Annotated in this window: 17 protein-coding genes; 10 read left to right on the top strand and 7 right to left on the bottom strand. The window is 73.0% G+C overall.

Translation table 11 applies throughout. The features are described from left to right. Positions 1-325: 325 nt before the first annotated feature. Together AB0J71_RS41030 and AB0J71_RS41035 are read right to left on the bottom strand one after the other, a co-directional pair. A complete protein-coding gene (locus AB0J71_RS41030) occupies positions 326-502 on the bottom strand; it encodes a hypothetical protein (RefSeq protein WP_364419517.1) in 177 nt (58 codons plus the stop codon). An 81-nt stretch (positions 503-583) separates the two neighbouring features. Beyond that, complete coding sequence (locus AB0J71_RS41035; RefSeq protein WP_364419519.1) at positions 584-3919, bottom strand: BTAD domain-containing putative transcriptional regulator; 3336 nt, start codon at positions 3917-3919, stop codon at positions 584-586. 128 nt (positions 3920-4047) lie between these two features. On the opposite strand from AB0J71_RS41035, the gene AB0J71_RS41040 reads away from it, so the two are divergent. Genes AB0J71_RS41040 through AB0J71_RS41060 form a run of 5 tightly spaced genes read left to right on the top strand, consistent with a single transcriptional unit; the run spans position 4048 to position 7575 of the window. After that, positions 4048-4563 carry a MauE/DoxX family redox-associated membrane protein gene (locus tag AB0J71_RS41040; protein ID WP_352331302.1) on the top strand — a complete coding sequence of 172 codons (516 nt, stop codon included), beginning with the start codon at positions 4048-4050 and terminating at the stop codon, positions 4561-4563. Then, on the top strand, positions 4560-5090 hold the full coding sequence (locus AB0J71_RS41045; RefSeq protein WP_364394016.1) for a hypothetical protein: 531 nt from the start codon (positions 4560-4562) through the stop codon (positions 5088-5090). Before AB0J71_RS41040 ends, AB0J71_RS41045 begins: the two co-directional genes overlap by 4 nt. Next, complete coding sequence (locus tag AB0J71_RS41050; RefSeq protein ID WP_364419522.1) at positions 5087-6907, top strand: ABC transporter ATP-binding protein; 1821 nt, start codon at positions 5087-5089, stop codon at positions 6905-6907. The genes AB0J71_RS41045 and AB0J71_RS41050 overlap by 4 nt, the downstream gene beginning before the upstream one ends. Positions 6908-6912: 5 nt before the next feature. Beyond that, complete coding sequence (locus AB0J71_RS41055; RefSeq protein ID WP_352328490.1) at positions 6913-7368, top strand: S26 family signal peptidase; 456 nt, start codon at positions 6913-6915, stop codon at positions 7366-7368. Positions 7369-7395: 27 nt separating this feature from the next. Then, a complete protein-coding gene (locus AB0J71_RS41060; protein ID WP_352328482.1) occupies positions 7396-7575 on the top strand; it encodes a hypothetical protein in 180 nt (59 codons plus the stop codon). A 48-nt stretch (positions 7576-7623) separates the two neighbouring features. Here the strand turns inward: AB0J71_RS41060 and AB0J71_RS41065 are convergent, their stop codons facing one another. From AB0J71_RS41065 to AB0J71_RS41075, 3 genes are all read right to left on the bottom strand, one after another. Then, positions 7624-7884, bottom strand: a complete 261-nt coding sequence (locus AB0J71_RS41065; RefSeq protein WP_364419524.1) for a hypothetical protein — start codon at positions 7882-7884, stop codon at positions 7624-7626. 188 nt (positions 7885-8072) lie between these two features. Further along, positions 8073-8699: a response regulator transcription factor gene (locus AB0J71_RS41070; protein WP_352328485.1), complete on the bottom strand. Its 627-nt coding sequence runs from the start codon at positions 8697-8699 to the stop codon at positions 8073-8075. An 11-nt stretch (positions 8700-8710) separates the two neighbouring features. Continuing rightward, positions 8711-10699, bottom strand: a complete 1989-nt coding sequence (locus tag AB0J71_RS41075; RefSeq protein WP_364419526.1) for a sensor histidine kinase — start codon at positions 10697-10699, stop codon at positions 8711-8713. Positions 10700-10836: 137 nt separating this feature from the next. On the opposite strand from AB0J71_RS41075, the gene AB0J71_RS41080 reads away from it, so the two are divergent. The 3 genes from AB0J71_RS41080 (at position 10837) to AB0J71_RS41090 (ending at position 16557) form a co-directional block, all read left to right on the top strand. Next, positions 10837-11271 (top strand): hypothetical protein, encoded by a 435-nt coding sequence (locus AB0J71_RS41080; protein WP_364419529.1) that lies wholly within the window; start codon positions 10837-10839, stop codon positions 11269-11271. A gap of 412 nt (positions 11272-11683) precedes the next feature. Beyond that, positions 11684-15052 carry a right-handed parallel beta-helix repeat-containing protein gene (locus AB0J71_RS41085; RefSeq protein WP_364419531.1) on the top strand — a complete coding sequence of 1123 codons (3369 nt, stop codon included), beginning with the start codon at positions 11684-11686 and terminating at the stop codon, positions 15050-15052. Between the two features lie 89 nt (positions 15053-15141). Further along, positions 15142-16557 carry an amino acid permease gene (locus AB0J71_RS41090; RefSeq protein WP_352326281.1) on the top strand — a complete coding sequence of 472 codons (1416 nt, stop codon included), beginning with the start codon at positions 15142-15144 and terminating at the stop codon, positions 16555-16557. 15 nt (positions 16558-16572) lie between these two features. On the opposite strand, the gene AB0J71_RS41095 is transcribed toward AB0J71_RS41090, so the two are convergent. Then, complete coding sequence (locus AB0J71_RS41095) at positions 16573-18843, bottom strand: hypothetical protein (RefSeq protein ID WP_364419533.1); 2271 nt, start codon at positions 18841-18843, stop codon at positions 16573-16575. After that, the gene (locus AB0J71_RS41100; RefSeq protein WP_352326284.1) at positions 18840-19040 is read right to left on the bottom strand and encodes a hypothetical protein; all 201 of its coding nucleotides are present in this window, start codon (positions 19038-19040) and stop codon (positions 18840-18842) included. Before AB0J71_RS41100 ends, AB0J71_RS41095 begins: the two co-directional genes overlap by 4 nt. Before the next feature lie 240 nt (positions 19041-19280). On the opposite strand from AB0J71_RS41100, the gene AB0J71_RS41105 reads away from it, so the two are divergent. Continuing rightward, positions 19281-22286 (top strand): M4 family metallopeptidase, encoded by a 3006-nt coding sequence (locus AB0J71_RS41105; RefSeq protein ID WP_364419535.1) that lies wholly within the window; start codon positions 19281-19283, stop codon positions 22284-22286. Between the two features lie 164 nt (positions 22287-22450). Continuing rightward, a complete protein-coding gene (locus tag AB0J71_RS41110) occupies positions 22451-22936 on the top strand; it encodes a DUF4232 domain-containing protein (RefSeq protein WP_364419537.1) in 486 nt (161 codons plus the stop codon). Positions 22937-22938: the final 2 nt, after the last annotated feature.

The raw sequence follows: 22938 nt of genomic DNA on the forward strand, positions 1-22938 counted from the left end.
GGCGCGGAGATCGTGTTCCCGCTTCAGGACGTGCCGACCGGAGCCGGTTTCAACGCCCGGCACCCCGACGGGACAGTGGTGGAGTACGTCCATCATCGTCCCATCTAGAACTGGCGAGCAGCGCGCTTCGGCTCGCGGCCCGGGACGAGGTGGCCTTTCCTGTGGAGGGTGCGGGACCCGGCTGGGCGCCCCCAGACGCGATCACGACCGCACCCGCGCGGTCCATGTCGTATCTCGCGGAGGACTCGGCCGCCCATCAACACCGGACATCCCCCGGCCAGGCCCGACGGAGAAGAATGATCACTTGCGTGGTCCTGCAGCACGTTCAGCACGGCAGCGGCGACCGGGAGCCGTTTGCTCGTCGACCCACGGCGTGCGCCCGTGCTGGTCGGCGGGAGAGTTCGCCGGTCACCGTGGCGGGGCCGGGCACGAGGATTGACTCCTCCTCGTACAGGTTCCGGTACGTCTCCTTCGGCAGCCCGTGCCGATCGAGCAGGTCCACGGCGTCATCCCGGGCGAGGTGACTCGATCGCATGCGGCTGGCCCTGGCAGCGAAGTCCTGAAGGACCGGCCCGGCGCCCGGTCAGCGGGCCGCGGGGAGGAAGGCGCGTCGCCACGCCTTGGCGGTCAGGCGGAGTTCTGTGAACACCTCTCCTGCCCTGCGCGCGTCGCCGGCGTCCCCGCCGATGTGGGCGCGCAGGGCCAGCGCCAGGCCTTCGTGCAGGCGGTACCCCGCGGTACGGGCCAGCGCCAGGGCCAGGTCGGCGTGGCGGAGCGCCGGTTCGCGGGCGCCGCGCAGGCTCTGGCCGGCGGCGAGGCCGAGCAGCGCCTTCGTCTCCGGATAGCGGTTGCCCGCCGCCCTGGCCAGCTCCAACGCCCGGCTGTGGTGGTCGAGCGCGGCGTCCACGTCGCCGAGCGCGAGGTGGATCAGGCCGAGGGTGTGCAGGGTGTCGGCGACGAGCCTGCGGTGCCCGGTCTGGTGGGAGGCCTCAAGCGCCGTGGTGGCCAGCCGGAGCGCTTCGCCGAGGTTGCCGTCGTCGCGTTCGACCGCGGCCAGGTTGCGCAGCGTGTCGGCCTCGTTGCCGCGGTTGCCGATCTCCCGGTGCAGGTCCAGCGCGGCCAGGAGGGTGTCGCGGGCCACGGGCAGCCGGTCCAGGCCGTGCAGCACCTCGCCCATGATCGCCAGGCCGTTCGCCTCGCTGGCCCGGTGCTCCAGCTCGCGGCACAGACTCAGCGAACGGGTCAGGCTGGCCTCGGCATCGTGCAGGCGGCCCATCTCCAGGTAGAGGCAGCCGAGATTGCCCAGGTTGATGGCCTTGGCCGGGGTGTGGGCGAGGTCCTCGTTGAGGGCGAGCGCGCGTTCGAGGTGATCGACGGCCTCGCGGAGCATGCCCAGGTCGGCGTACGTGGCGCCGGCGTTGCACAGGGCGGCGGTGAGCGCCTCGTGCCAGCCGGTCTCCTCCGCCAGACGCATGGCCTCCGCGTAATGGTCGAGCGCCTGCTGCTGGCGGCCCTGGAACCCGTTCAGCCCGGCGAGGCTGAGCAGCAGCGCGACCTGCGCCCGTCGCTCGTCGGCCGCCTTGGCCGCCGTCAGGCCGGTGTAGCCCATCGTGCGCCACTCCGCCACCTGGTGACGCAGGAAGAAGTAGCCGCGCAGGGTGTCGGCGATGAGCCAGGCCAGCTCGTACGGGCCGTGCTCGGCGGTGTGGGTCACCGTGGCCAGCAGGTTCGGCAACTCGGCGTCGAGCCACCCGGACGCGGCCGTGTGGTCGGGGAAGCGTTCGGCGGCGGGCGGCATGGGCAGCCGCAGGAACTGCGGGTACAGCGTACGTGCCGCCGCGTCGGCCCGGTCGAGGTAGTGGCGGTGCAGGCGGACCAGCTCGGCCCGCTCGTCGCGGGCGTACTCGGCGGCGCACAACCTCAGCAGGTCGTGCTGGGCGAACCGGCCCGGCAGGTGCTCATCCAGCAGGCTCGCCGAGCGCAGCGCGGCCGCCAGCGCCTCGGCCTCCTCTTCGGTCGTCTCCAGGAACGCGGCCATGGCCGGAACGGTGATGTCGGGGCCGGGGATCAGGCCCAGCAGCCTGAACAACCGGCGCGCGGGCGGCGTGAGCGCGGTGTAGGAGAAGTGGAACGTGGTCCGCACGGCCGATTCGACGTCCCCGGGGATCTGGAGCACGTCCAGCCGGTCACCTGCGCGCAACCGCTCGGCGTACCGGGCGATGGGCCGGGCGGCGGGCCCGGCGGCGGGCCGGTGTGCGGGCCGTACGGGCTGACTGGAGGCGGCGGGCGCGAGCGCGCCGAGCAGGTTGGCGGCGGCGATGCGCAGGGCGAGCGGGAGGTGGGCGCACAGAGCGGCCAGCTCGGCCACCGCCGCCGGCTCGGCCCTGACCTGCGCGCGGCCGAGCAGCCGGGCGAGCAGGTCGCGGCACTCCGCCTCGGTGAGCGCCGGCAGTGGCAGCACCCGGGCGCCGTCGAGCGCGACCAGCCCGGCCAGCGTGTCCCTGCTCGTGATCAGCGTGGCCGAGCCCGCCGTGCCGGGCAGCAGCGGGCGCACCTGGCCTGGGTCCGAGGCGTTGTCCAGCACGACCAGCACCCGCTTGCCTGCCAGCATCGTCCGGTAGAGGGCGGCGGCCTCGTCCGGGTCGGCGGGGACCTGCTCGGGTGGCACGCCGAGTGCGTGCAGGAAGCGGGCGAGCGCGTCGATCGGGCCGAGCGGGTGCGCGGCGGCGTAGCCGCGCAGGTTGACGTAGAGCTGGCCGTCGGGGAACCGGTCGCGGGCGCGGTGCGCCCAGTGGACGGCGAGCGCCGTCTTGCCGACGCCCGCCGTGCCGGTGAGCACCGCGATGGCCGCGCTCTCCCGCCGCCCCTCCAGGAGCCCGTCCAGGCGGCGCAGCGCGGCGGTACGGCCGGTGAAGGCGGCCACGGCGGCGGGCAGTTGCGCGGGCACGGTCACCGCCCGTTCCGGTTGCCGTCCGGCCGGGACCTCGGGCGGGCGGGTGAGGATGCGTTCGCGGGCCCGGCGCAGCTCGTTCCCCGGTTCCACGCCCAGCTCCGCGGCCAGCCTGGCCCGCATCTCGCCGTACAGGCGCAGGGCCGCCGCCTGCTCGCCCTGCTCGGCCAGCGCCGTCATCAGCCTGGCGGCCAGGCCCTCGTGCAGCGGCTCGTCGTGCACCACCCGCCACAGCGCGGCCACCACCTGCGGCCCGGCGCCGGAGGCGGCGTCGGCGTAGGCCAGGGCGGCGGCGACGCGCGTCCTGGCGGCGGCCACCGCGATCGGATGCTCGCGCAGACGGCCGGGCGATCCGGCGAGCACCGGACCGCGCCAGCACGCGAGCGCCGCCGCAAGGTCGTCCGCGGGCTCGTCGGGGAGGGTGCCGGCGCGGGCGGTCAGTGCCTCGAAGGCGGCCAGGTCCAGGCAATCAGCGGCGGACGCGAGGAGGTGGCCGGCGGACGTGCGCCGGATCGCCTCTGTGCCGAGGACCGCGCGCAGCCGGCCGGCGTACACGTGGATGAGGTTGTCGTACGTGCGCGGCGGCCGGTCCTCCCACAACACGTCCACGATCTCGTCGGACGGGACCGGCCGCCCGGCGTGCAGCGCCAGCAGGCCGAGCAGGGCCCGGGGCATCGCCGCGCCGACGTCCAGTTCGACGCCGCCCTGTCGGACGGCGAGGGGGCCGAGCACCCCGATCCACGGCGGCGCGGCGCGCTCGAAGCCGGCCAGCAGCTCGGCCCGGTCGGCGTCGGCCAGGGGCAGCGCGGCGACCAGGCGTTCCAGGGAGGCGCGCTGCGGGCGGCGTACGTGTCCCCGCTCGATGTCGCGCAGCGTGCGCACGCCTACACCGGCGCGGGTGGCCAGTTCGAGCTGACTCCATCCCGCCGCCACCCGCCTGCGCCGGAGCGCTTCACCGCCCGAGCTCATCTGGATTCCCGCCGCGATTCCTGCCGGTCGCCCCGCCTCAGACACCCCGTGTGCCTGGTGGACATACTGGCAAATAGTTAAGAAGCTTGCCAGTAAATCCGAGGCGCCGATTTTCTACGGTTCGGCGCATGGACCTTCTCGCCGTCGGATGTGGGGTCGCCCTCGTCGTGGTGTTCGGCGCCGCGGTCGCGGGCAAGGCACGCGACCTGCCCGCCTTCGCGCGGTCGCTGGAAGAGAGCGGGATCGTCCGCCGCCGGTGGCGCGGGTGGGCGGCGGGCGCGGTGACGACGGCCGAGTCGGCGGTCGTCGTGCTGCTGGTCGCGCCGGTCCCGCCGCAGTACGGCTTCGCCCTGGCCGCGGCGGTCTGCACGGTCTTCACGGCGGCCGTCGCGTTCACCGTGGCCCGGCGTACGCCGACGTCCTGCCTGTGCTTCGGCGGCCCGCCGCGCACGCTGGGGCCGGTGCACGTGGTCAGGAACGTGCTGCTCACCGGCGTGAGCGTCCTCGGGTACGTCGCCGGCGCTGCCCCGGCGGCGACGGTCCTGGCCGGCGCCCTGGCGCAGAGCGCCGTCGCGGGGCTGGCCGGAGCTGTCGCGGCGCTGTTGCTCATCAAGATCGACGATCTCAGGAGCGTGTTCCGATGACGTACTTGCTCATTTTCGTCACCGTGCTGAGCGTGCTGAACCTCCTGCTGGTGCTGGCGCTCATCGCCCGGCTCCGCGGCAGCGGGGGCGCCCGCGGAGCCGGGCCCGCGCCGGAACGGATCCCCCTGCCGGTGCTCCCGCCCGGAACGACGCCCGCGCCGTTCACGGCCACCACCCGCGACGGCGAGCTTGTGGACGCCGGCGCGATCCGCCTGGTCGGCTTCTTCAGCCCCGCCTGCTCGCTGTGCGGCGAGCGCCTGCCCGGCCTCCTGGACTACGTGCGCCGGGGCCGCTTCCGCCGGGAGGAGGTGCTGGCGGTGCTCATCGGCACGCCCGACGAGGTGGCGGAGCTGGCCGCCAGGATCGGACCGGCGGCCAAGGTGGTGATCGAGGAGGAGCCGGAGGGGCCGGTGTGGCGCGCCTTCGGACTGCGCGGGCTGCCCGCCTTCTACCTGCTGGACGAACGCGGCGTGATCAGCGGTTCGGGCACCGAGCCCGCCGCGCTGCCGACCGCGGAGCCGGTGTGAGGCCGGGCGACGGGAGCCCGGCGCGGTCGCTCTGGCAGGCCGTGGCGCTCGCCTGGGAGGCGGGCCGATGGTACGTCGTGCTGCAGGCCGTGCTGACCGCGGCGACGGGCGTGGCGCCGGTGCTCACCGCCTGGTACACCAAGCTCGTCCTGGACGAGGTGGCGGGGCGGGGCACCACGGCGGCGGCCCTGGCGCCGTACGTCGCCGCGCTGCTGGCGCTGGCCGCGGTCGCCGGGACGGGCCCGTACGTGCTGACCTTCGCCGGCGCCGAGTTCGAGCGCCGGGTCGGCCTGCTCGTCCGCGACCGGCTCTACACGGCCGTGAACGCGCTGCCCGGCCTCGCCCGGCTGGAGGAGCCCGCGTTCCAGGACCGGCTGCACCTGGCCGAGCGGGCCGGCAGTGCCGGGCCCGGCCGGGTGGTGACCAGCGCGCTGGGCCTGGCGCAGGCCGTGCTCATGACGACGGGATTCCTGGCCACGCTGGCCGGAGTGAGCCCGGCTGTCGCGGTCCTCGTCGCCGTCGCGGCGCTGCCGCTGCTCCGCGTGCACCTGCGGCTGGGACGGGAGCAGGCCGAGGTCATGCGGACCACGGGACACGGGCAGCGCAGGGAGCTGTTCTTCGCCCGGCTGCTGAGCATGCCGCACGCCGCCAAGGAGATCCGCCTGTTCGGTCTCGGGGACTTCTTCCGCGGCCGGATGCTGGCCGAGCTGCGGGCCATCGACGCCGAGCGGCGGCGGGTGGCGGTGCGGCAGCTCCGGGGACAGGGCGGGCAGGCGCTGCTGGCCGCCGCCATCTGGGGGGCCGGGCTGGTGTGGATCGTGGCGGAGGCGGCCGCGGGCCGGGCGTCGGTGGGCGATCTGTCGGTGTTCGTGGCGGCGGTGGCAGGCACGCAGGGCGGGCTGGCGGCGGGCGTGCGCAGCCTGGCCGCCGCGCACGAGGCGCTGCTGCTCTTCGGCCACTACCGGGCGGTCCTGGACACCGCACCCGACCTGGCCCCGCGCACGCCGTCCGGGCGCGGCGCGCCGTCCCCCGGCCCGGTCCCGCGGGGGATCGAGGTGCGGGACGTGTGGTTCCGCTACGGGCCCGACCAGCCGTGGGTGCTGCGCGGCGTCGATCTCGACATCCCCTCCGGCCACTCGCTGGCGCTGGTCGGCCTGAACGGCGCGGGCAAGTCCACCCTGGTCAAGCTGTTGTGCCGGTTCTACGACCCCGAGCGCGGCGCGATCCTCTGGAACGGCGTGGACCTGCGCGAACTCGACCCGGCGGCGCTGCGCGAACGACTGGGCGCGGTCTTCCAGGACTTCGCCGCCTACGACCTCAGCGCGGCCGAGAACATCGCGGTCGGCGACCTGACGGCCGGGCGCGCGCGGATCGAGGCGGCGGCCGTCCGCGCGGGCGCCGACGCGATCCTACGGGCGCTGCCGCGCGGCTACGACACGCTGCTCACCAAGCTGTTCTCCGACGACGAGCAGTCGGGCGTGACGTTGTCAGGAGGGCAGTGGCAGCGGATCGCGCTGGCCAGAGGGCTGTTGCGGGACCGTCCCGAGCTGATGATCCTGGACGAGCCGAACGCCGGTCTCGACCCGGCCGCCGAGCACGAGGTGCACACCGTCCTGCGCGAGCACCGCGCCGGCCGGACGACACTGCTGATCTCCCACCGGCTGAGCACGGTACGCGACGCCGACACGATCGCCGTGCTCGCCGACGGCCGGATCGTCGAGCGCGGCGACCACGAGGACCTGGTACGCGCCGGCGGCCGGTACGCCGAGCTGTTCGCGACCCAGGCCCGCGGCTACGCCCCGGCGGGCGTCCGTTGACCGCGGTGGCCGTGGCGGGCGTCGTCGGCGTGGTCGTCCTGGTTCTTCTCGTCGTCCTGGTTCTCGTGTTGCGGGCGCGGTTCCTCACGGTGACCGTACGCGGGCGGAGCATGGAGCCCGCGTTGCGGCACGGCGATCGTGTCCTGGTGCGCAGGTCGCCCCTGGCCCGGGTGCGGCCAGGACGGCTCGTGGTGGTCGCCGCGGCTCCGGGGCTGGGCATGAAGTGGATGGTCAAGCGGGCGGCGGCGGTGCCCGGGGATCCGGTGCCGCGCGCCGAAGTGCCCGCGCTGGCGACCCGGCCGGAGCCCGTCGTACCACCCGGACAGCTGGTCGTGCTCGGTGACAACCGGCCGATCAGCCTCGATTCCCGCAGGCTCGGCTACGTACCCGCCCGGCAGCTCCTGGGCGTGGTCGTCGGCCACCTGCCGCGAACTCCGCGCCGGCGTCCCGCCGGGCGGTGAGGAAAAGGTGAGGAAAGGACAACAGCAATGGTCAAGCTCGCGGAGCGGGTGCTCGCCCGTGTCCTCCCCCAGACGACCGCCGGCGCCGGCTGCACGTACCGCACCTGGTGCGACCACTGTGGCGGCTCCTACTACAAGCGGATCTTCTTCTACACCGACTGCACGTCGAACTACACCGCCTGCAACAACCCCTGCCCCTCGTTCTGACCAACCTCGGAGGCCGGACGGCAGCCCGCCGCCCGGCCTCCGGCCCAGTCACCAGCCGTGGACGTCGTTCAAGGTGAGGGCGGCCGGCGCAGCGTTCCAGCCGGGCGAATCCGACGACAGCGCGACGATCGGCCTGCTGCGCGAGACGGCCGGTGATCGGCGGCTACGACCTGCCGTGATGCGAGTGATGACCGGCGGCACTCGGCCCTGGAGGAGATTCACGCAGCGCTGCGCATGGTGGCCGCCCCGCACGCGCACCGCGGGGCGGCAGATCACCACGGACAGGGTCCAGCCCGCACGCCAGACCATCGCACGATCGGGGCCTACCCCGGCGATCGGGCGCAAACACCCTGCCGGCTCCCCCTGCTGGGCCCTTGCGGCAGGTCTGACCTGGTGGGACAGATCACGCGCCGATCCGAGGCCCGTGTTCTGACGGGGCGTGCGATGTACTGAACGCCTCGCCGAGCACGTCGCGCGCGGACGGAAGTCGGCGATGATCAGCCGGAGCCGAGCCCGGCATCCCGCGCCCGGACAACCGCCGCCGAACGGTCGGAGACGTGCAGCTTGGCGAAGATGTTGGAGACGTGGTTGCGCACGGTCTTCTCGCTCAGCACGAGCCGCCGCGCGATCGCCTGGTTGTTCAGGCCGACCGCGACCAGGTCGAGGATCTCCACCTCGCGGTCGGTCAGCTCGGGCAGCGGGCGCGGGCGTGCCGCGGTCGTGGCGAGCACCGACAGCAGGCGTTCGCCCGTAGAGGCGCCGAACACCACCTGCCCGGCCGCGACCGCCCGCACCGAGCGCACGATGTCCTCGCCGGTCGACTCCTTCAGCAGGTAGCCGCGGGCTCCGGCGCGGATCGCGGCGAGCACGCTCTCGTCGTCGCTGAGCATCGTCAGCGCCAGCACGACCGTCTCCGGCCGGTCGGCGAGGATGCGGGCGGTCGCCTCCACGCCGCTGATGCCCGGCAGGTGCAGGTCCATCAGCACCACCTCCGGCGCGACCCGTCCGGCGAGGTCGACGGCGGCCTCGCCGGTGCTCGCGACGCCCACGACGTCGATCTCCGGCGCGTCGCCGAGGAGCGCGACCAGGCCCTCGGCGAACACCGGGTGGTCCTCCACCACCATGACCCTGATCATCAGGCCGCCAGCGGGAGTCTGACGAGCAGCAGCGTGCCCGGGCCCGAGCCGGTGACCAGCTCGAACGTGCCGTTCAGCTCCTCGGACCTGCGCCGCATCGAGGCCAGGCCGAACCCGCGCCGGACGGGCGCGCCGACGCCCACGCCGTCGTCCTGCACGCGCAGCTCCAGGGTGTCGGTGGCGCGCAGCGTGACCGTGCAGCGGGAGGCCATGGCATGCCGTACGGCGTTCGTCAGCGCCTCGGCGGCGATCCGGTAGGCGGCGAGCTCGACCGGCGGCGGCAGCACGGGCAGGTCGGGCGGCACCTCCACGTCGACCGCGAGGTCGCCGGCGAAGCCCCTGCCGAGCTCGGCCAGCGCGCCGGCCAGGCCCAGGTCGTCCAGGGGCGGCGGCCGCAGGTCGTTGACGATCGTGCGGACGTCCTCGACGGTGGCGCGGATGCGCCTGGACAGCTCGTCCATCACCCCCTTGGCCTTGGCGGGGTCGGTGTCCACGAGGCGGCGGGCGCGGTCCGTCTGGAGCGCGAGCGCGGCCAGGTTGGGGCCGAGGCCGTCGTGCAGCTCGTACAGCAGGCGGTCGCGTTCCTCCTGGCGGGCGGCGAGCATACGGCCGTGCGAGCGCTCCAGGTCGGCGCCGAGGCGGTGGGCGTGCACGGCCACCGCGACGTGCGGGGCGAGCTCGCCCACCAGCCTGTGGTCCTTCGGGCGCAGCCGTTCGCCGAGCAGCAGCGCGCCGACCGGCTCCCCCCGGTGCAGCAGCGGCACGCTCTCGGCGACCTCTCCCGGACGGCCCCAGGAGGCGACGACCGCGCCGGATTCCTCGACCGCGACGTAGTGGACGCGCAACACCCTGCCGACCTCCGCGGCCATCTGGTCGAGCAATTCGCCCGGCACGCCGGCGCCGGACAGGCGGGTGCCGAGCATGCGCAGCGCGCGGGCCGGGTTGTCGCGGTCGCCGTACACCAGACGGTTGGCGGCGGCGAGGACCCAGGCGTACAGGGGATGCACGACGAGCGCCACGAGCACCGCCGACACGCCCGCGCCGACGATGCCACCGAGGGTGAACGCGACCAGCGCGTACATGATCAGCAGCCCGACGCTGAGCGCGCCGAAGGCGAGCGCCCGCGACAGCAGGAGGTCCAGGTCCCACAGGCGGTGGGCGACGATCGCGACCGAGACCGCCACCGGCAGCGGCACCGCCGCCAGCACGAGCGCGCCCGCCCCCCACGGCGCGGCGAGCGCCACCCCGGCCAGCGCGACCGTGATCAGCGCGGCGGCCACCACCCACTGCAGCCGCCTGCGCACCTCCTCGCCCGACGACCGGTAGCGGACGGCGAGCGAGGCCACCGCGGCGGCCACGGCCCCCGCCGTGCACACCACGACCGGCCCGTCCAGCACGTCGGGCAGGCCGCGCAGACCGGCCAGCACGCCCGCGTACCCGTCGGGGAACAGGCCGGGCACGTTCTCGTACGGCACCGGCCGCAGCATCCAGTCCAGCGTGTTGGCCCCGATCGCGACGAGCGCCGCCACCAGCGCGGGCCGCCAGCGGCGCGAGGGCAGCCGCCCGTCCGGGAAGATCAGCAGGAAGACCGTCGGCACGACGAGGTAAGCCGGCATCCACAACCAGTTGGACGCCCACATCGCCCAGTCGTCACCCGGCAGCCGCCCGCCCCCGACGCCGCCTTCGACACCCTGGTTGATGCCGAGCAGCCCGTACGTGCCGAGCGCCAGCCCCACCGCCTGGGCCGCCCCGGTGAACACCATCACCCAGCCCACCCGGCCCGCCGGCCCGCCCGGCCGCTGCGACACCACGAAGAGCCCCGGCACGCCGAACGACAGCGCCGCCACACCGCGGAAGGCGTCGAACCGCTCGACGATCCCCGTGACGCCGAGCGCCCGCAGCCGCGGCTCGACCGCCAGCGAGCCGACCACGAGGGCGACGAGCACCCCGCCGACCAGCGAGGCTCGCCGTACCGATCTGTCCTTCATGGAGTGAATCGTGCCACCCGGGTGTCCCGCCGTCACGGGACGAGAAGTCCCCTCCGGGTCGGGACATGAGACTCATGACGCCCGGCGGCCGCCCCGCACATCCTTGAGGCCGTTCCCTACGACCTCAGGAGAAGAACATGTCCGTCGCCACCACGACCACCACCGATCGGCCGCTGAAGGTCTCGCTGCTCGCCGGGGTCGGGCTGCTGCTCGCCCTGGATCTGGCCGGCGCGCTCATCTCGCTGTCGGCCGGGCTGAACGCCACGTTCCTGGACGCGCTCGGCCCCCAGGCGCGCCTGTCGGCGCCGATCCCGATGATGGTCGCGCAGGTCGTCCTGGTCGCGGGGGCGACCAGCCGCCGCCGGGCGCTCGCCGCGCCCGCCGCGGGGCTGCTGGTCGTGGCGGGGGTGCTGGCGTTCATGTCCGGCTTCTACGACGGAGGCTACGCGGCCGACCTCACCGGCGGGCAGCGGATCTTCCAGATCGTCCTGGTGTGCGCGCATCTGGGGGTGGGCGTGCTGGCCGCGATCCGGCTGGTCAGGATGCTGCGCCGCCGTAAGCCACTTGCGTGAGCAGGAAAACGTCGATCGCCGGAGCCGGCGGCGCAAGGTGAACCATCACGACCCGTCCGCAGCACGTCCAGCCATCATGGAGGCCAGCCACTCCCGGTCAGCGGCAACCGCGTCCAGGTCGCCAGGATCCTCAAGAGCACGTGATGGCCGAGCCCGCCATGCGATGACCGCCATCTGCGTGCTGCAAACGGCGCGGGGCACTGGGAGGCCTAACCCTCAAGACGAGCCACAACCACCTGCTCGGGCATGGGCCACACCCGGAGAGATCCGATCACATGGCGGACAAAACGCAGTTTTCGACGCACTACAGGCTCTAAGAGGTTGATTGGTCGGATGAAACGTGACCTTGGCGTGATCGCCTTCGTCTGAGGGGTTGGCCACAATGAGGGCCATCCCCCCACTGGAGGCCCTTGTGCGCCACGGCAAGCCCTGGCGGCTGCTCCTCGCGGCAACGCTCGCCGCGAGCGGACTGACCGCTCTCTCCCCCGCCTCCGCCCAGGCGGCCGGCACCGTCTTCCACGTCTCCCCCGACGGCGACGACGCCGCCGCCGGCACCGAGGCGGCGCCGTTCCGTACGATCGAACGTGCCCGGCGCGCGGTGCGCGCGATCCTGCCCAGCGCGCCCGAGCCGCCCCGGGTACGCGTCCGCGGCGGCGTCTACCACCTCGCCGAGCCCCTCACCTTCACCCCCGCCGACTCCGGGGCCGTCTACGAGGCGGCCCCCGGCGAGCAGGTCGTGCTCAGCGGCGGACGCCGGCTGACCCCCGCCTGGACCCCGTACCAGGGCGCGACCCTGGTGGCCGACATCGGCGCGGGTCTCGACTTCGACGAGCTCTTCCTCGACGGCGCCCGGCAGATCCTGGCCCGCTACCCCAACGTCGATCCCAGGGAGCCCGTGCTCGACGGGTACGCCGCCGACGCCATCTCCCCCGAACGGGTGGCCCGCTGGAAGAACCCCACGACCGCGCTGGTCCGCGGGCTGCACCAGGGCGAATGGGGCGGGAACTCGTTCAGGGTGAGCGGCGTCGGAGCCGGCGGCGCCCCGATCCTGAAGTGGGTCGGCGACAACAACCGGGGCGACGGCCTGCATCCGCAGAAGCGCATGGTCGAGAACGTCCTGGAGGAGCTGGACGCCCCCGGCGAGTGGTTCTACGACAAGGACGCCGGCCGCCTCTACCTCCAGCCGCCCGCGGGCCTCGACCCGGCCACGGCCCGCGTCGAGACCGCCGAGCGTGAGGAGCTCGTGCGGGTGGTCGGCGACTCGCCCTCCGCGCCGGTGCGCGACCTCACCTTCACCGGGTTCACCCTCACCCAGACCCACCGCACGCTGTTCAGCCGCCCGTACGAGAAACTGCAGCTCGGCGACTGGGCCATCGTCCGCGCCGGCGCGGTCTACCTGCGCAACACCCAGCGGGTCGCCATCCGCGACGCCCGGTTCGACCAGGTCGGCGGCAACGCCGTCTTCATGGACGGGTACGCCGAAGGCAACGTCGTCTCCGGCGGCGAGTTCCGCGGGTCAGGGGCCAGCGACGTCGCGGTCGTCGGCTCGCCGGCGGCCGTCCGCGAGCCGTCCACCTGGGACGACATGCGACGCACGATCACCGACACCACGCCGGGCCCGAAGACCGAGGACTACCCGCGCGACATCACCATCAGCGGCAACCACATGACCCGCAACGGCCGGTTCGAGAAGCAGAGCTCGGGCGTGCAGATCTCGATGAGCCGCCGGGTGACGGTGTCCGGCAACACCGTGCACGACGGCCCGCGCGCCTGCGTCGACATCAACGACGGCACCTGGGGCGGCCACGTCATCGAGGACAACGACATCTTCGACTGCGTGAAGGAGACCTCCGACCACGGGCCGATCAACACCTGGGGCCGCGACCGCTTCTGGCCGCTGACCGCCGGCGACGCCCAGAAGAAGGCGTACGCCAAGCTCGACGCGATGGAGACGACGAAGATCCGGCACAACCGGATCCGGCACTCCTCCCACTGGGACGTCGACCTCGACGACGGCTCCTCCAACTACGAGGTCACCGGGAACCTGCTGCTCAACGGCGGGGTGAAGCTGCGTGAGGGCTTCTTCAGGACCGTGCGCGGCAACATCTTCGTCAACGGCGGCGGCCACTTCCACGTCTCCTACGCGAGCAACGGCGACGTCGTCGAGAAGAACATCTTCGTCACCGACGACCCCTACGACTTCATCCAGAGCGACCCGTCCACGTCCGGGACGGTCTACGACGACAACCTGTTCTGGAACAACGGCAAGCCGGTCGCCGACCTCAGCGCCGCGTGGCGGGCCCGCGGGCTGGACACCCGCTCGGTGGTCGCCGACCCGCTGTTCGAGGGGCAGAGCCCGTACGCCGACCCGGCCAAGCTCGACTACACGCTCAAGGCCGGCTCCCCCGCCCTCGCGCTGGGCTTCCAGCCGTTCCCGATGACCGGGTTCGGCAAGCCGGGCTCGCCCACGCCGCCGCCGCTCACCTGGCGTGCGCCCGAGACCGGCATGACGATCGGCAACCTGGCCGAGCCGCTCATGGGCGCGACGGCCACCGAGGTCCACAGCGACGAGGTGAAGTCCTCGGTCGGGCTCACCGACTACGACGGCCTGTTCCTGGCCGCCGTCCCGGCCGGGTCCCACGCCCACGGCCAGGGGCTGCGCACCGGCGACGTGATCAGGGAGATCGCCGGGACCAGGGTGACCGGCCGCGACAGCTTCTGGAAGGTCTACAACCGCACGCCCGCCGGGCGTCCGGTGCCGCTGAAGGTCTGGCGCGCGCAGGCGCTGACCGAACTGAGCCTGACCAAGGCGTACGGCGTGGAGACCATCGACAACGTCTCCGGCGTCACCTACACCGGCGAGGGCTGGGACTGGAAGAACGACCGGCGCGGCGGCGGCGGCTCGACCCTCGACGACCTGCACGCCACCCAGACCGACGGCGACTCCTTCGAGCTGGCCTTCCACGGCACCGGCGTGGAGTACATCGCCCAGGTCAACTCCGACGAGGGCAAGGTCGACCTCTACCTGGACGGCAAGCTCGACGCCACCATCGACAACAGCAACCCGACCCGGGAGTACCAGAAGGTCGTCTACACCAGGACCGGGCTGGCGCCCGGCCCGCACACGCTCAAGGGCGTCAAGAAGGACGGCTCGTACTTCATCGTGGACGGCTTCAAGATCCACTCCGCCCCCGCGAGCGAGGACGGCGAGCCTCCGGTGACGACCGCGTCCGGGGTGCCCGCCGGCTGGTCGGACGGGCCCGTGGAGGTGGTCCTGACCGCCGCCGACGCCGGCTCCGGCGTGGCGCGCACCGAGTACCGGCTCGGCGACGGCCCCTGGCAGCCCTACACGGCCCCCGTCCGGGTGGACCGCGAAGGCGAGAGCGTGCTGGCCTTCCGCAGCGCCGACCGGGCGGGCAACGTCGAGGAGCCGAAGTCGGTCACCGTCCGGATCGACGCGACGGCCCCCGCCCTGACCGTCACGCCGGACCCCGCCCGGCTGTGGCCGCCGAACCGCAAGCTGGTGCCGGTGCAGGTCGCGCTGAAGGCGTCCGACGCCGGGCCCGTCACCGTCACCCTGGTCTCGATCACCAGCTCCCAGGGCGACGCCCGGGAAGACGTGCGCGAGGCCGCCACCGGCACCGCCGACACCTCCTTCGCCCTGCGCGCCGAGCGGGACGGCGGCCAGGACCGGGTCTACACGATCACGTACCGGGCGGTGGACCGCGCGGGCAACGCCACCGAGGCCCGCGCCCAGGTCACCGTGGGACACGCCGGGTAGGCAGCGGACGGACCGGCTCCTTCCAGCCGGTCTGTCCGACTTCCGCCGTCATGCGCGTGGCGGGCTTCCTGTCAGGGCAGGACCCCGCCATGACGTCTGCGCGAGGCTTCGACGGCGGGTCCGGGATATTCCGCCGCAAACCAGTAGAACAGATCGCCACCGAGCACGAGGGCGAGCTCAACCGCGTGCTCGGGCTCTGGCAGCTCACCGCGATCGGGGTGGGCGGCATCATCGGCGCCGGCATCTTCGCGCTGGCCGGCGCCGTCGCCAACCAGACCGCCGGGCCCGCCGTGGTGATCTCCTTCCTGATCGCCGGCATCGCCAGCGCCGCCGCCGCGTTCTCCTACGCGGAGTTCACCGGCATGATCCCGAAGGCCGGATCGGCGTACACGTACGGGTACGCGGTGCTCGGCGAGATCGTCGGCTGGTTCATCGGCTGGGACCTGCTGCTGGAGTACACCGCCATCGTCGCGGTCGTGGCGATCGGCATCTCCGGCTACTTCGGCTTCCTCCTCGGCCAGTTCGGCATCGACCTGCCCGCCTGGATGCTCGGCGCGCCCGGCACCGGGCCGGGACACGTCGTGGACCTGTTCGCGGCGATCCTGTGCCTGTTCATCGCGTTCCTGCTCAACCTCGGCATGCGGTCGGCCGCCCGGTTCGAGACGTTCGTCGTCGCGATCAAGGTCGCGGTGGTGCTGCTGGTGATCGTGGTCGGCTTCTTCTACATCGAGACGGCCAACTACACGCCGTTCTTCCCCTTCGGCTTCGGCGGGGCGGTGACCGGCGCGGCCACCGTGTTCTTCGCCGTCTTCGGCTACGACGCCATGAGCACGGCGGCCGAGGAGTCGAAGGACGCCCAGCGGCACATGCCCAAGGCCATCCTCTACTCCCTGGCCATCTCGATGGTCCTGTACGTGCTGGCCTGCCTCGTGCTCACCGGCATGCAGAACTACCAGGACATCGACCCCGAGAGCGGCTTCTCCTCGGCGTTCGCCTCAGTCGGGCTGTCCGGGCTGGCCAGCGTCATCGCGGTCGGCGCCATCGTCGGCATCCTGACCGTCATGTTCACGTTCATGCTGGGCGTCACCCGCGTGTGGTTCGCGATGAGCCGGGACGGGCTGCTGCCCTCCTGGTTCGCCAAGCTCCACCCCGTGCGGCACGTGCCGTCCAGGGTGACCTGGATCGTCGGCGCCGGGTCCGCGCTCATCGCCGGGTTCCTGCCGATCAGGGAGGCGGCGGAGCTGACCAACATCGGCATCCTGCTGGCCTTCGTGGTGGTCTGCGCGGCGGTGATCGTGCTCCGCTACCGGCGTCCCGACCTGCCGCGCGGCTTCCGCATGCCGGGCATGCCGGTGGTGCCGGCGATCGGGGTGCTCTTCTCCCTCTGGCTGATCACGTTCCTGGAGCCGCTGACCTGGCTCAGGTTCGTCGTGTGGTTCCTGATCGGGCTGGTGATCTACTTCGCCTACGGGCGCCGCCACTCGGCGCTGAACCGCCCCGACTGACGTCCGGCGGCGGGGTCAGTTCGTGTCCTGGTAGACCTTGGGGCCGATGGCCTTGTACGCGGCCTTGGAGGCGTCCTTGAGCCACGGCCGGGTGCTGGTGGAGTTGGCGCGGTTGGTGTAGACGGCCATGGTGTGCAGCAGGTAGCGGTGGGTGTACCCCACCCATCCCCAGGTCTGGGCCCGGCTCCAGCTCGTCGAGTGGCACAGCCCCGAGCCGGGGCCCTTCCTGGGGCAGACGATCCCCCAGGCGTCGGCGTAGGCGTCGTCGAGCCGGGCGTACGCGGTGTCGGCCCGGCCGTCGTTCTTCAGCGGCACGACCCACACCGAGACCATGATGCGCTTGTTCCCGGAGGCTCCGGGGTTCACGTACGAGCCCTTGACCATCTTCGAGCAGCGCGCCTTGCGCAGGACCGAGCGGACGTTGGCCGCGTGGTAGGCGTCCGGGCACTTGTCCACGCCGCTCGACCGGAGGGTGTAGCGCACGCCCTTGGCCGTGGTGAAGGAACTGGGCAGCAGGGCGCTCGGCGTCAGCGGGATCGGGTCGGTGTCCTGGCGGTCGAGGTCCCCCGGGTCGAACGGCTCCTCGGTGGGCGGTTCGAGGGTGGGCGTCTCAGTGGGCGGTTCGAGGGGGGGCGTCTCAGTGGGCGGTTCGAGGGTGGGCGTCTCGGTGGGCCCCGGGGTGGCCGGCGACGGCGACGGTGTGGGGGCGACCGCGTCCGGCGAGCCGGAGGACGCCGCCGTCAGCCGGCTGTCCCCGCGCTCCGGGCCGAGATCCTTCACCACCGAGACCACGATCACCGCGGCCGCCACGACGAGCGCCACACCGACCACTCCCAAGCCGACCCCCAGACCGACCTTCATCCCCGTACTGAGACCGGCACCGGACGGAGGCGGCCCCCCGGGCCCTGGGAAAGGCGGCCTCGAAGTCCCCTGCGGCGGTGGCGGCGACATGTGTGAGGGCGACGGCAGGAGCGGCGCCCCCCGCGATGGTGCCGGTGACGGTGCTGGGAACGCCGGCGGAGGCGGCGACGGCGGCCCCACCGATGGTGCCGGGGGCAGCAGCGAAGGTGACGGCGGCTGAGGTGACGGCGGCCGCAGCAGCGGGGACCCTTGCGATGGTGCCGGTGGCAGCAGCGGCAGTCCTCGCGATGGTGGCGGGGGCGGTGGTGGGGATGACGGCGATGGCACCAGTGGGGGTGACGGCGGGGGTGGCGGGGGCTGGAGCGGGGGTGGTGGGGGCGGTGCGTGGGTGGGCGCGGGCGTGGCCGACGCGGCGGCCTCCCGCAGTTCCTCCGCCCACTGCCCCGGACGCGGCCGCTCGTCGGCGAGCCCATTGAGCGCTGCCGCCGCGAGGTCGGCCGCCGCGGGGGCGACGGCGGCCAGCCGTCCGGGGTCCGTGGAGGTCCGGTCGCGGGCCAGGAGCCGTACGGCCAGCAGCGCGAACCTGTAGGCGTCGCCCTGCGGGGTGCCGTCGGGCTCGTCGGCGGGGATCTCCCAGCCGGGCGTCTCCACCTGGGGTAACGCCGCCGCTCCGGCGAGCCGCATCATGTCGCAGCCGATGAGGAAGCACTCCGGGGAGCCGTCCGTGGCGAACAGCAGGTGCTCGGGCGACAGGTCGCCGACGACGATGTCCATCGCGTGCAGGCGGGCAAGCGTGTCGGCCAGGTCGGCGAGCAGCAGCAGGCGGTCGCGATCATCGACCCGCCGACCGATGCCACCGCCGTGAGCGCCGTCATGAGCGCCGGCGTCGGCGGGGTCGCCGGTGCTGACGTGGGCAGGATCGTCGGCAGGGGTGTGGGCGTCGTGGTTGAGCAGGAGCTCCATCGCGGCCGGTCGGCGCTCGGTTCCCGAGGGCGTCCGCAGGTCGAAGGAGAACCGGTGGGGCACCGACCGCATGAGGAAGCCGCGGACCGCGCCGTCGTGCCGGACGATCTCGGCGGGCCAGGCGGCCTTGTCGCACAACCAGGCCGCGTCCCATCCGGGTAGCCGGCCGATCAGCCCGGCCATCTCGGTGAGCACGCCGGCGTCGAGGCCAGGCAGGACGGCGGGGTCGTACTCCTTGTAGACGACCTCGAACTGACCGTTGATCCGGCGCCCGGGCACCTCGTGGACCGTGCTCCGGCCGCCCCGCCCGAGACGCCGTCCGAGGACGAGGTCCGCCCGGTCAGTACCGCCCGTCGCGCCGGTAGCCGGGCCGTTCGTCGGGTCGTTCATCGCGTCGTTCGTCGGGTCGTTCGTCGGGCCGTTCGTCGAGCCGCTTGTCGAGCCGTTTGTCGAGTCGCTCATCGGGCCGCGTCCCTCGGCCACAGGGCCGGCAGCGTGCGGTCGCCGTCGAACGCCTGCCCGGAGAAGTCCAGCAGGCGCGCCAGCCACGGCGCGGGCTCGGCCCCGGGGCGCGGCGGCTCCGGCTCGGGGCCGGGCGCGTCGAGCACGACGCGCTCCCGGGCGCGGATCCGGTCTGCCTGGTCCGGTGCGTGCCGCACGTGCGCTCCCCGTCCTTCGAGCCTTCGAGCCCGCCCTTTTTCGGAGGATATCAGCGTCCATTTGCTGAAGATCAAGGATTTGTGGAGCCGGATCTGCCGGTGCCCCCGGCATACCGTGGCGTTATGGAAATTTGTGAGCTGTTCGCCTGACCACCCTGGGTGACAACTTTAAGCAAGCCCCAGCCAAAGGGCTCCTTCGATCCCCACACCCCCGGGGACATGTGAGAGGAGTCACCCAGAGTGAACAGCACGTTCAAGTCGGGCACGATCGCCATATTGGCGGCGGCGGCCCTTACCGCCTCGATGACAGGCGCCGCCGGCGCCACCTCGAAGGCGCACTTATCCACCGCGGCGACCACCGTCGCCAGGACCGAACCCCCGGCGTTCGCGCCGGCGGACGCCAAATCGCGCGACCGCGCGAAAGTGAACGCCGACGCGGCACTCGCCGCCGGCGCCGAACGCCTGCACAAGGGCTCCGGCGACGCCTTCACTCTCTCGTCCAACGTCGCCGGAACCTACGGCCTGCAATATCTGACCTACGAACGTACGTACAAGGGCCTGCCCGTCTACGGCGGCGAGGTCGTCGTGGGCACCGACCGGGCCGGCCAGGTGATCCAGCAGGTGGTCACCGGCCAGACCGCGAAGATCAAGGTCGGCACCGAGCCCTCGGTCACGGCCAGGCAGGCGACGGCCACCGCCAGGGCCCTCCTGCCCCAGGTGGACGAGGTGACCACGGCGAAGCTGGTCGTGCACGCCACCAGCGCCACCCCCAAGCTGGCCTGGCGGGTCCAGGTCACCGGGCGGACGGCCACCGGCAGGCCCAGCATCCTCGACGTGTTCGTGGACGCGCGCTCCGGCTCGCTGATCGACAAGTTCGACAAGGTGCACGAGGGCACCGGCCGCGGCTTCTACGACGGCACGGTGACGATCGACACCAGCGGCTCCGCCGGCTCGTACCGGATGGTGGACACCACCAGGCCGGGCCTCCAGTGCGGCGGCCAGAACGGGTCGGCCTACACCAAGAGCAGCGACTCGTGGGGCAACGGCTCGGGCACCGACCTGGAGACGGCCTGCGTGGACGCGCTGTACGCCGCCCAGATGGAATGGAACATGCTGCGCGACTGGCTGGGCCGCAACGGCCACAGCGGGACGGGCCGCTCGTTCCCCATCCGGGTCGGGCTGAACGACGTCAACGCCTTCTGGAACGGCTCGTACACCACCTTCGGCCACAACCAGGCCGGTAACCAGCAGGCCACCCCGATGGACGTCGTCGGCCACGAGTTCGGCCACTCCGTCTTCACCAACACCCCGGGCGGCGACACCGGCAACAACGAGGTCGGCGGCCTGAACGAGTCCACGGGCGACATCTTCGGCGCGCTGACCGAGGCCTACGCCAACAACCCGAACGACCCGCCGGACTACCAGGTGGGCGAAGAGGTCAACCTCGTCGGGAACGGCCCGATCCGGTACATGTACAACCCGTCCCAGGTCGGCGACCCCAACTGCTACAGCACCGCGATCCCCACCACCGAGGTGCACGCGGCGGCCGGGCCCCAGAACCACTGGTTCTACCTGCTGGCCGAGGGCAACAACCCCGGCGGCGGCAAGCCGAGCAGCCCGATCTGCACCGGCGGACCGTCCTCGGTGACCGGCATCGGCATCCAGAAGGCCGGCAAGATCTTCATGGGCACGCTGCAGGCCAAGACGCAGCCGTGGACCCACGCCAAGGCGCGGGTGGCCTCGCTCAACGCGGCCAAGGCGCTGTTCCCGAACAGCTGCGTGGAGTTCAACGCGGTCAAGTCGGCCTGGGACGCCGTGAGCGTCCGGGGTACCAGCGACCCGACCTGCGTGGCCAACCCGGACACCTTCTCGCTGCAGGTCAGCCCCGGCTCCGGCGCGGCCGACCCGGGCGGCTCGGCCGCCACGACCCTGAGCACGGTGACGACCGGCGGCAACGCCCAGCAGATCCAGCTCAGGACGGGCACGCTGCCGGCGGGCGTGACTGCCCAGTTCAGCCCGGCCACCATCCAGTCCGGCCAGTCGTCCACGCTGACCCTCAACGTGGCGGCGAACGCCGCCCCCGGGACGTACACCGTCCAGGTGATCGCGCAGGGCACGGCCCAGACGCAGACGCAGAACTACACCCTGACCGTCAACCGGCCGATCCCCGACCAGTTCTCGCTGACGCTCAGCCCCACGTCGGGGTCCGTGGACGCGGGCGGCAGCACCGCCTCGACGCTGACCACCACGACCACGAGCGGCAACGCCCAGCAGATCCAGCTCAGGACGGGCACGCTCCCGGCGGGCGTGACCGCCCAGTTCAACCCGGCCACCATCCAGTCGGGCCAGTCGTCGGCGCTGACGCTCGCGACGGCGTCCTCCGTGCCGGCCGGGACGTACACCGTCCAGGTGATCGCCCAGGGCACGGCCCAGACGCAGACGCAGAACTACACCCTGACCGTCTCCCGGCCCGGTGACCCGGACGCGTTCTCCGTCCGGCTCGACCCGGAGGCGGGCACCGCGACGGCGGGCGGCACCGTGGCCACCACGGTGAACACGGCGACGACCGGCGGGCAGCCCCAGCAGGTCACGCTGTCGGCGGCCAAGCTGCCGAACGGCGTCACCGCGGCCTTCGACCCGGCCACGATCCAGTCGGGCCAGTCGTCCAGGCTGACCTTCACGGTGGCCTCGACGGCGAAGAACGGCACGTACCCGATCACGGTGACGGCCACCGGCACGGCCCAGACGCAGACGGCGAGCTACGCGCTCACGGTCACCGGCGGCACGCCGGCGGGCGACTTCACCGTCGCCGCGGACCCGTCGTCGGCCACCGTCACGGCGGGCGCGACGGCGACCACCACGCTGAGCACGCAGGTCACCACCGGCCGGCCGATCCCGCTCACGCTGGCGGCCGACGGCGTGCCGCCGGGCGCGACCGTCACCTTCAGCCCGTCGTCCATCAACTCGGGCGAGTCGTCCACGGTGACGGTGACCACGTCGTCCAGCACGCCGGCGCAGACGTACACGATCACCCTCAACGCGAACGGCTCCGCCAGCCACGGCACGTCGTTCTCGCTGACGGTGAACGGTGGCGGCAGCGGTGACACCTGGCAGGAATGGCACGCCTACAACGCCGGCGACGAGGTCACCTACCAGGGTGTCCGCTACCGCTGCGTGATCGCCCACACCTCGCAGCCGGACTGGACGCCCGACGTCGTACCGGCTCTGTGGCAGCGGATCGGATGACGGTCCGCCCGGTGCCCCACGTACCCGGGGGGTGACTGAGGGCCGGAGCGGAGGGGGTCCCACCGGACCCCCTCCGTTCTGGCTTCCGGCGCTCCGGCACTGTCCGATCGCGTTCGGGGACGTCCGGCCGTAACTTTCACCGCGTTCCCTGCGTCGAACACCACATGAGACGCATCACCACCGCCACGCTCGTGGCCGGGCTGCTGCTGGCGGGCGGCGCCGCGCCGGCGCTGGCCGGCGAGTCCGCCCCCGTCCGCCGCTGCTCGGCCGGCCAGCTCCAGGTTCGCCTGGGCACGATCGACGCCGGAGCGGGCAACAGGAACGCGCCGCTGGTGTTCACCAACAGCTCACGCACCGCCTGCACCCTGTACGGCCACCCCGGCCTGATCATGATCGACAAGCAGGGCGACACGCTGCGCACCCGCGTCCGCCGCGCCACCGGCCCCAAGCACCGGGTGACGGTCAAGCCGGGCGGCAGCGCCCGCACCACACTGCACTGGACGGTCGTCGAGACCGGCGACGAGACCGCCTGCCCGAGCCCCGCCCGCCTGCTGGTCATCCCGCCGGACGAGCGGTCGTACCTGAACGTGCCCTTCGACGCCGGCCAGGTGTGCGACGGCGGGCGGCTCGACGTCACCCCGCTGGCCTGAGC

Origin of the sequence: Nonomuraea sp. NPDC049637 (assembly GCF_040675235.1) — a bacterium.
In the GTDB taxonomy this organism is placed as follows: Bacteria; Actinomycetota; Actinomycetes; order Streptosporangiales; family Streptosporangiaceae; genus Nonomuraea.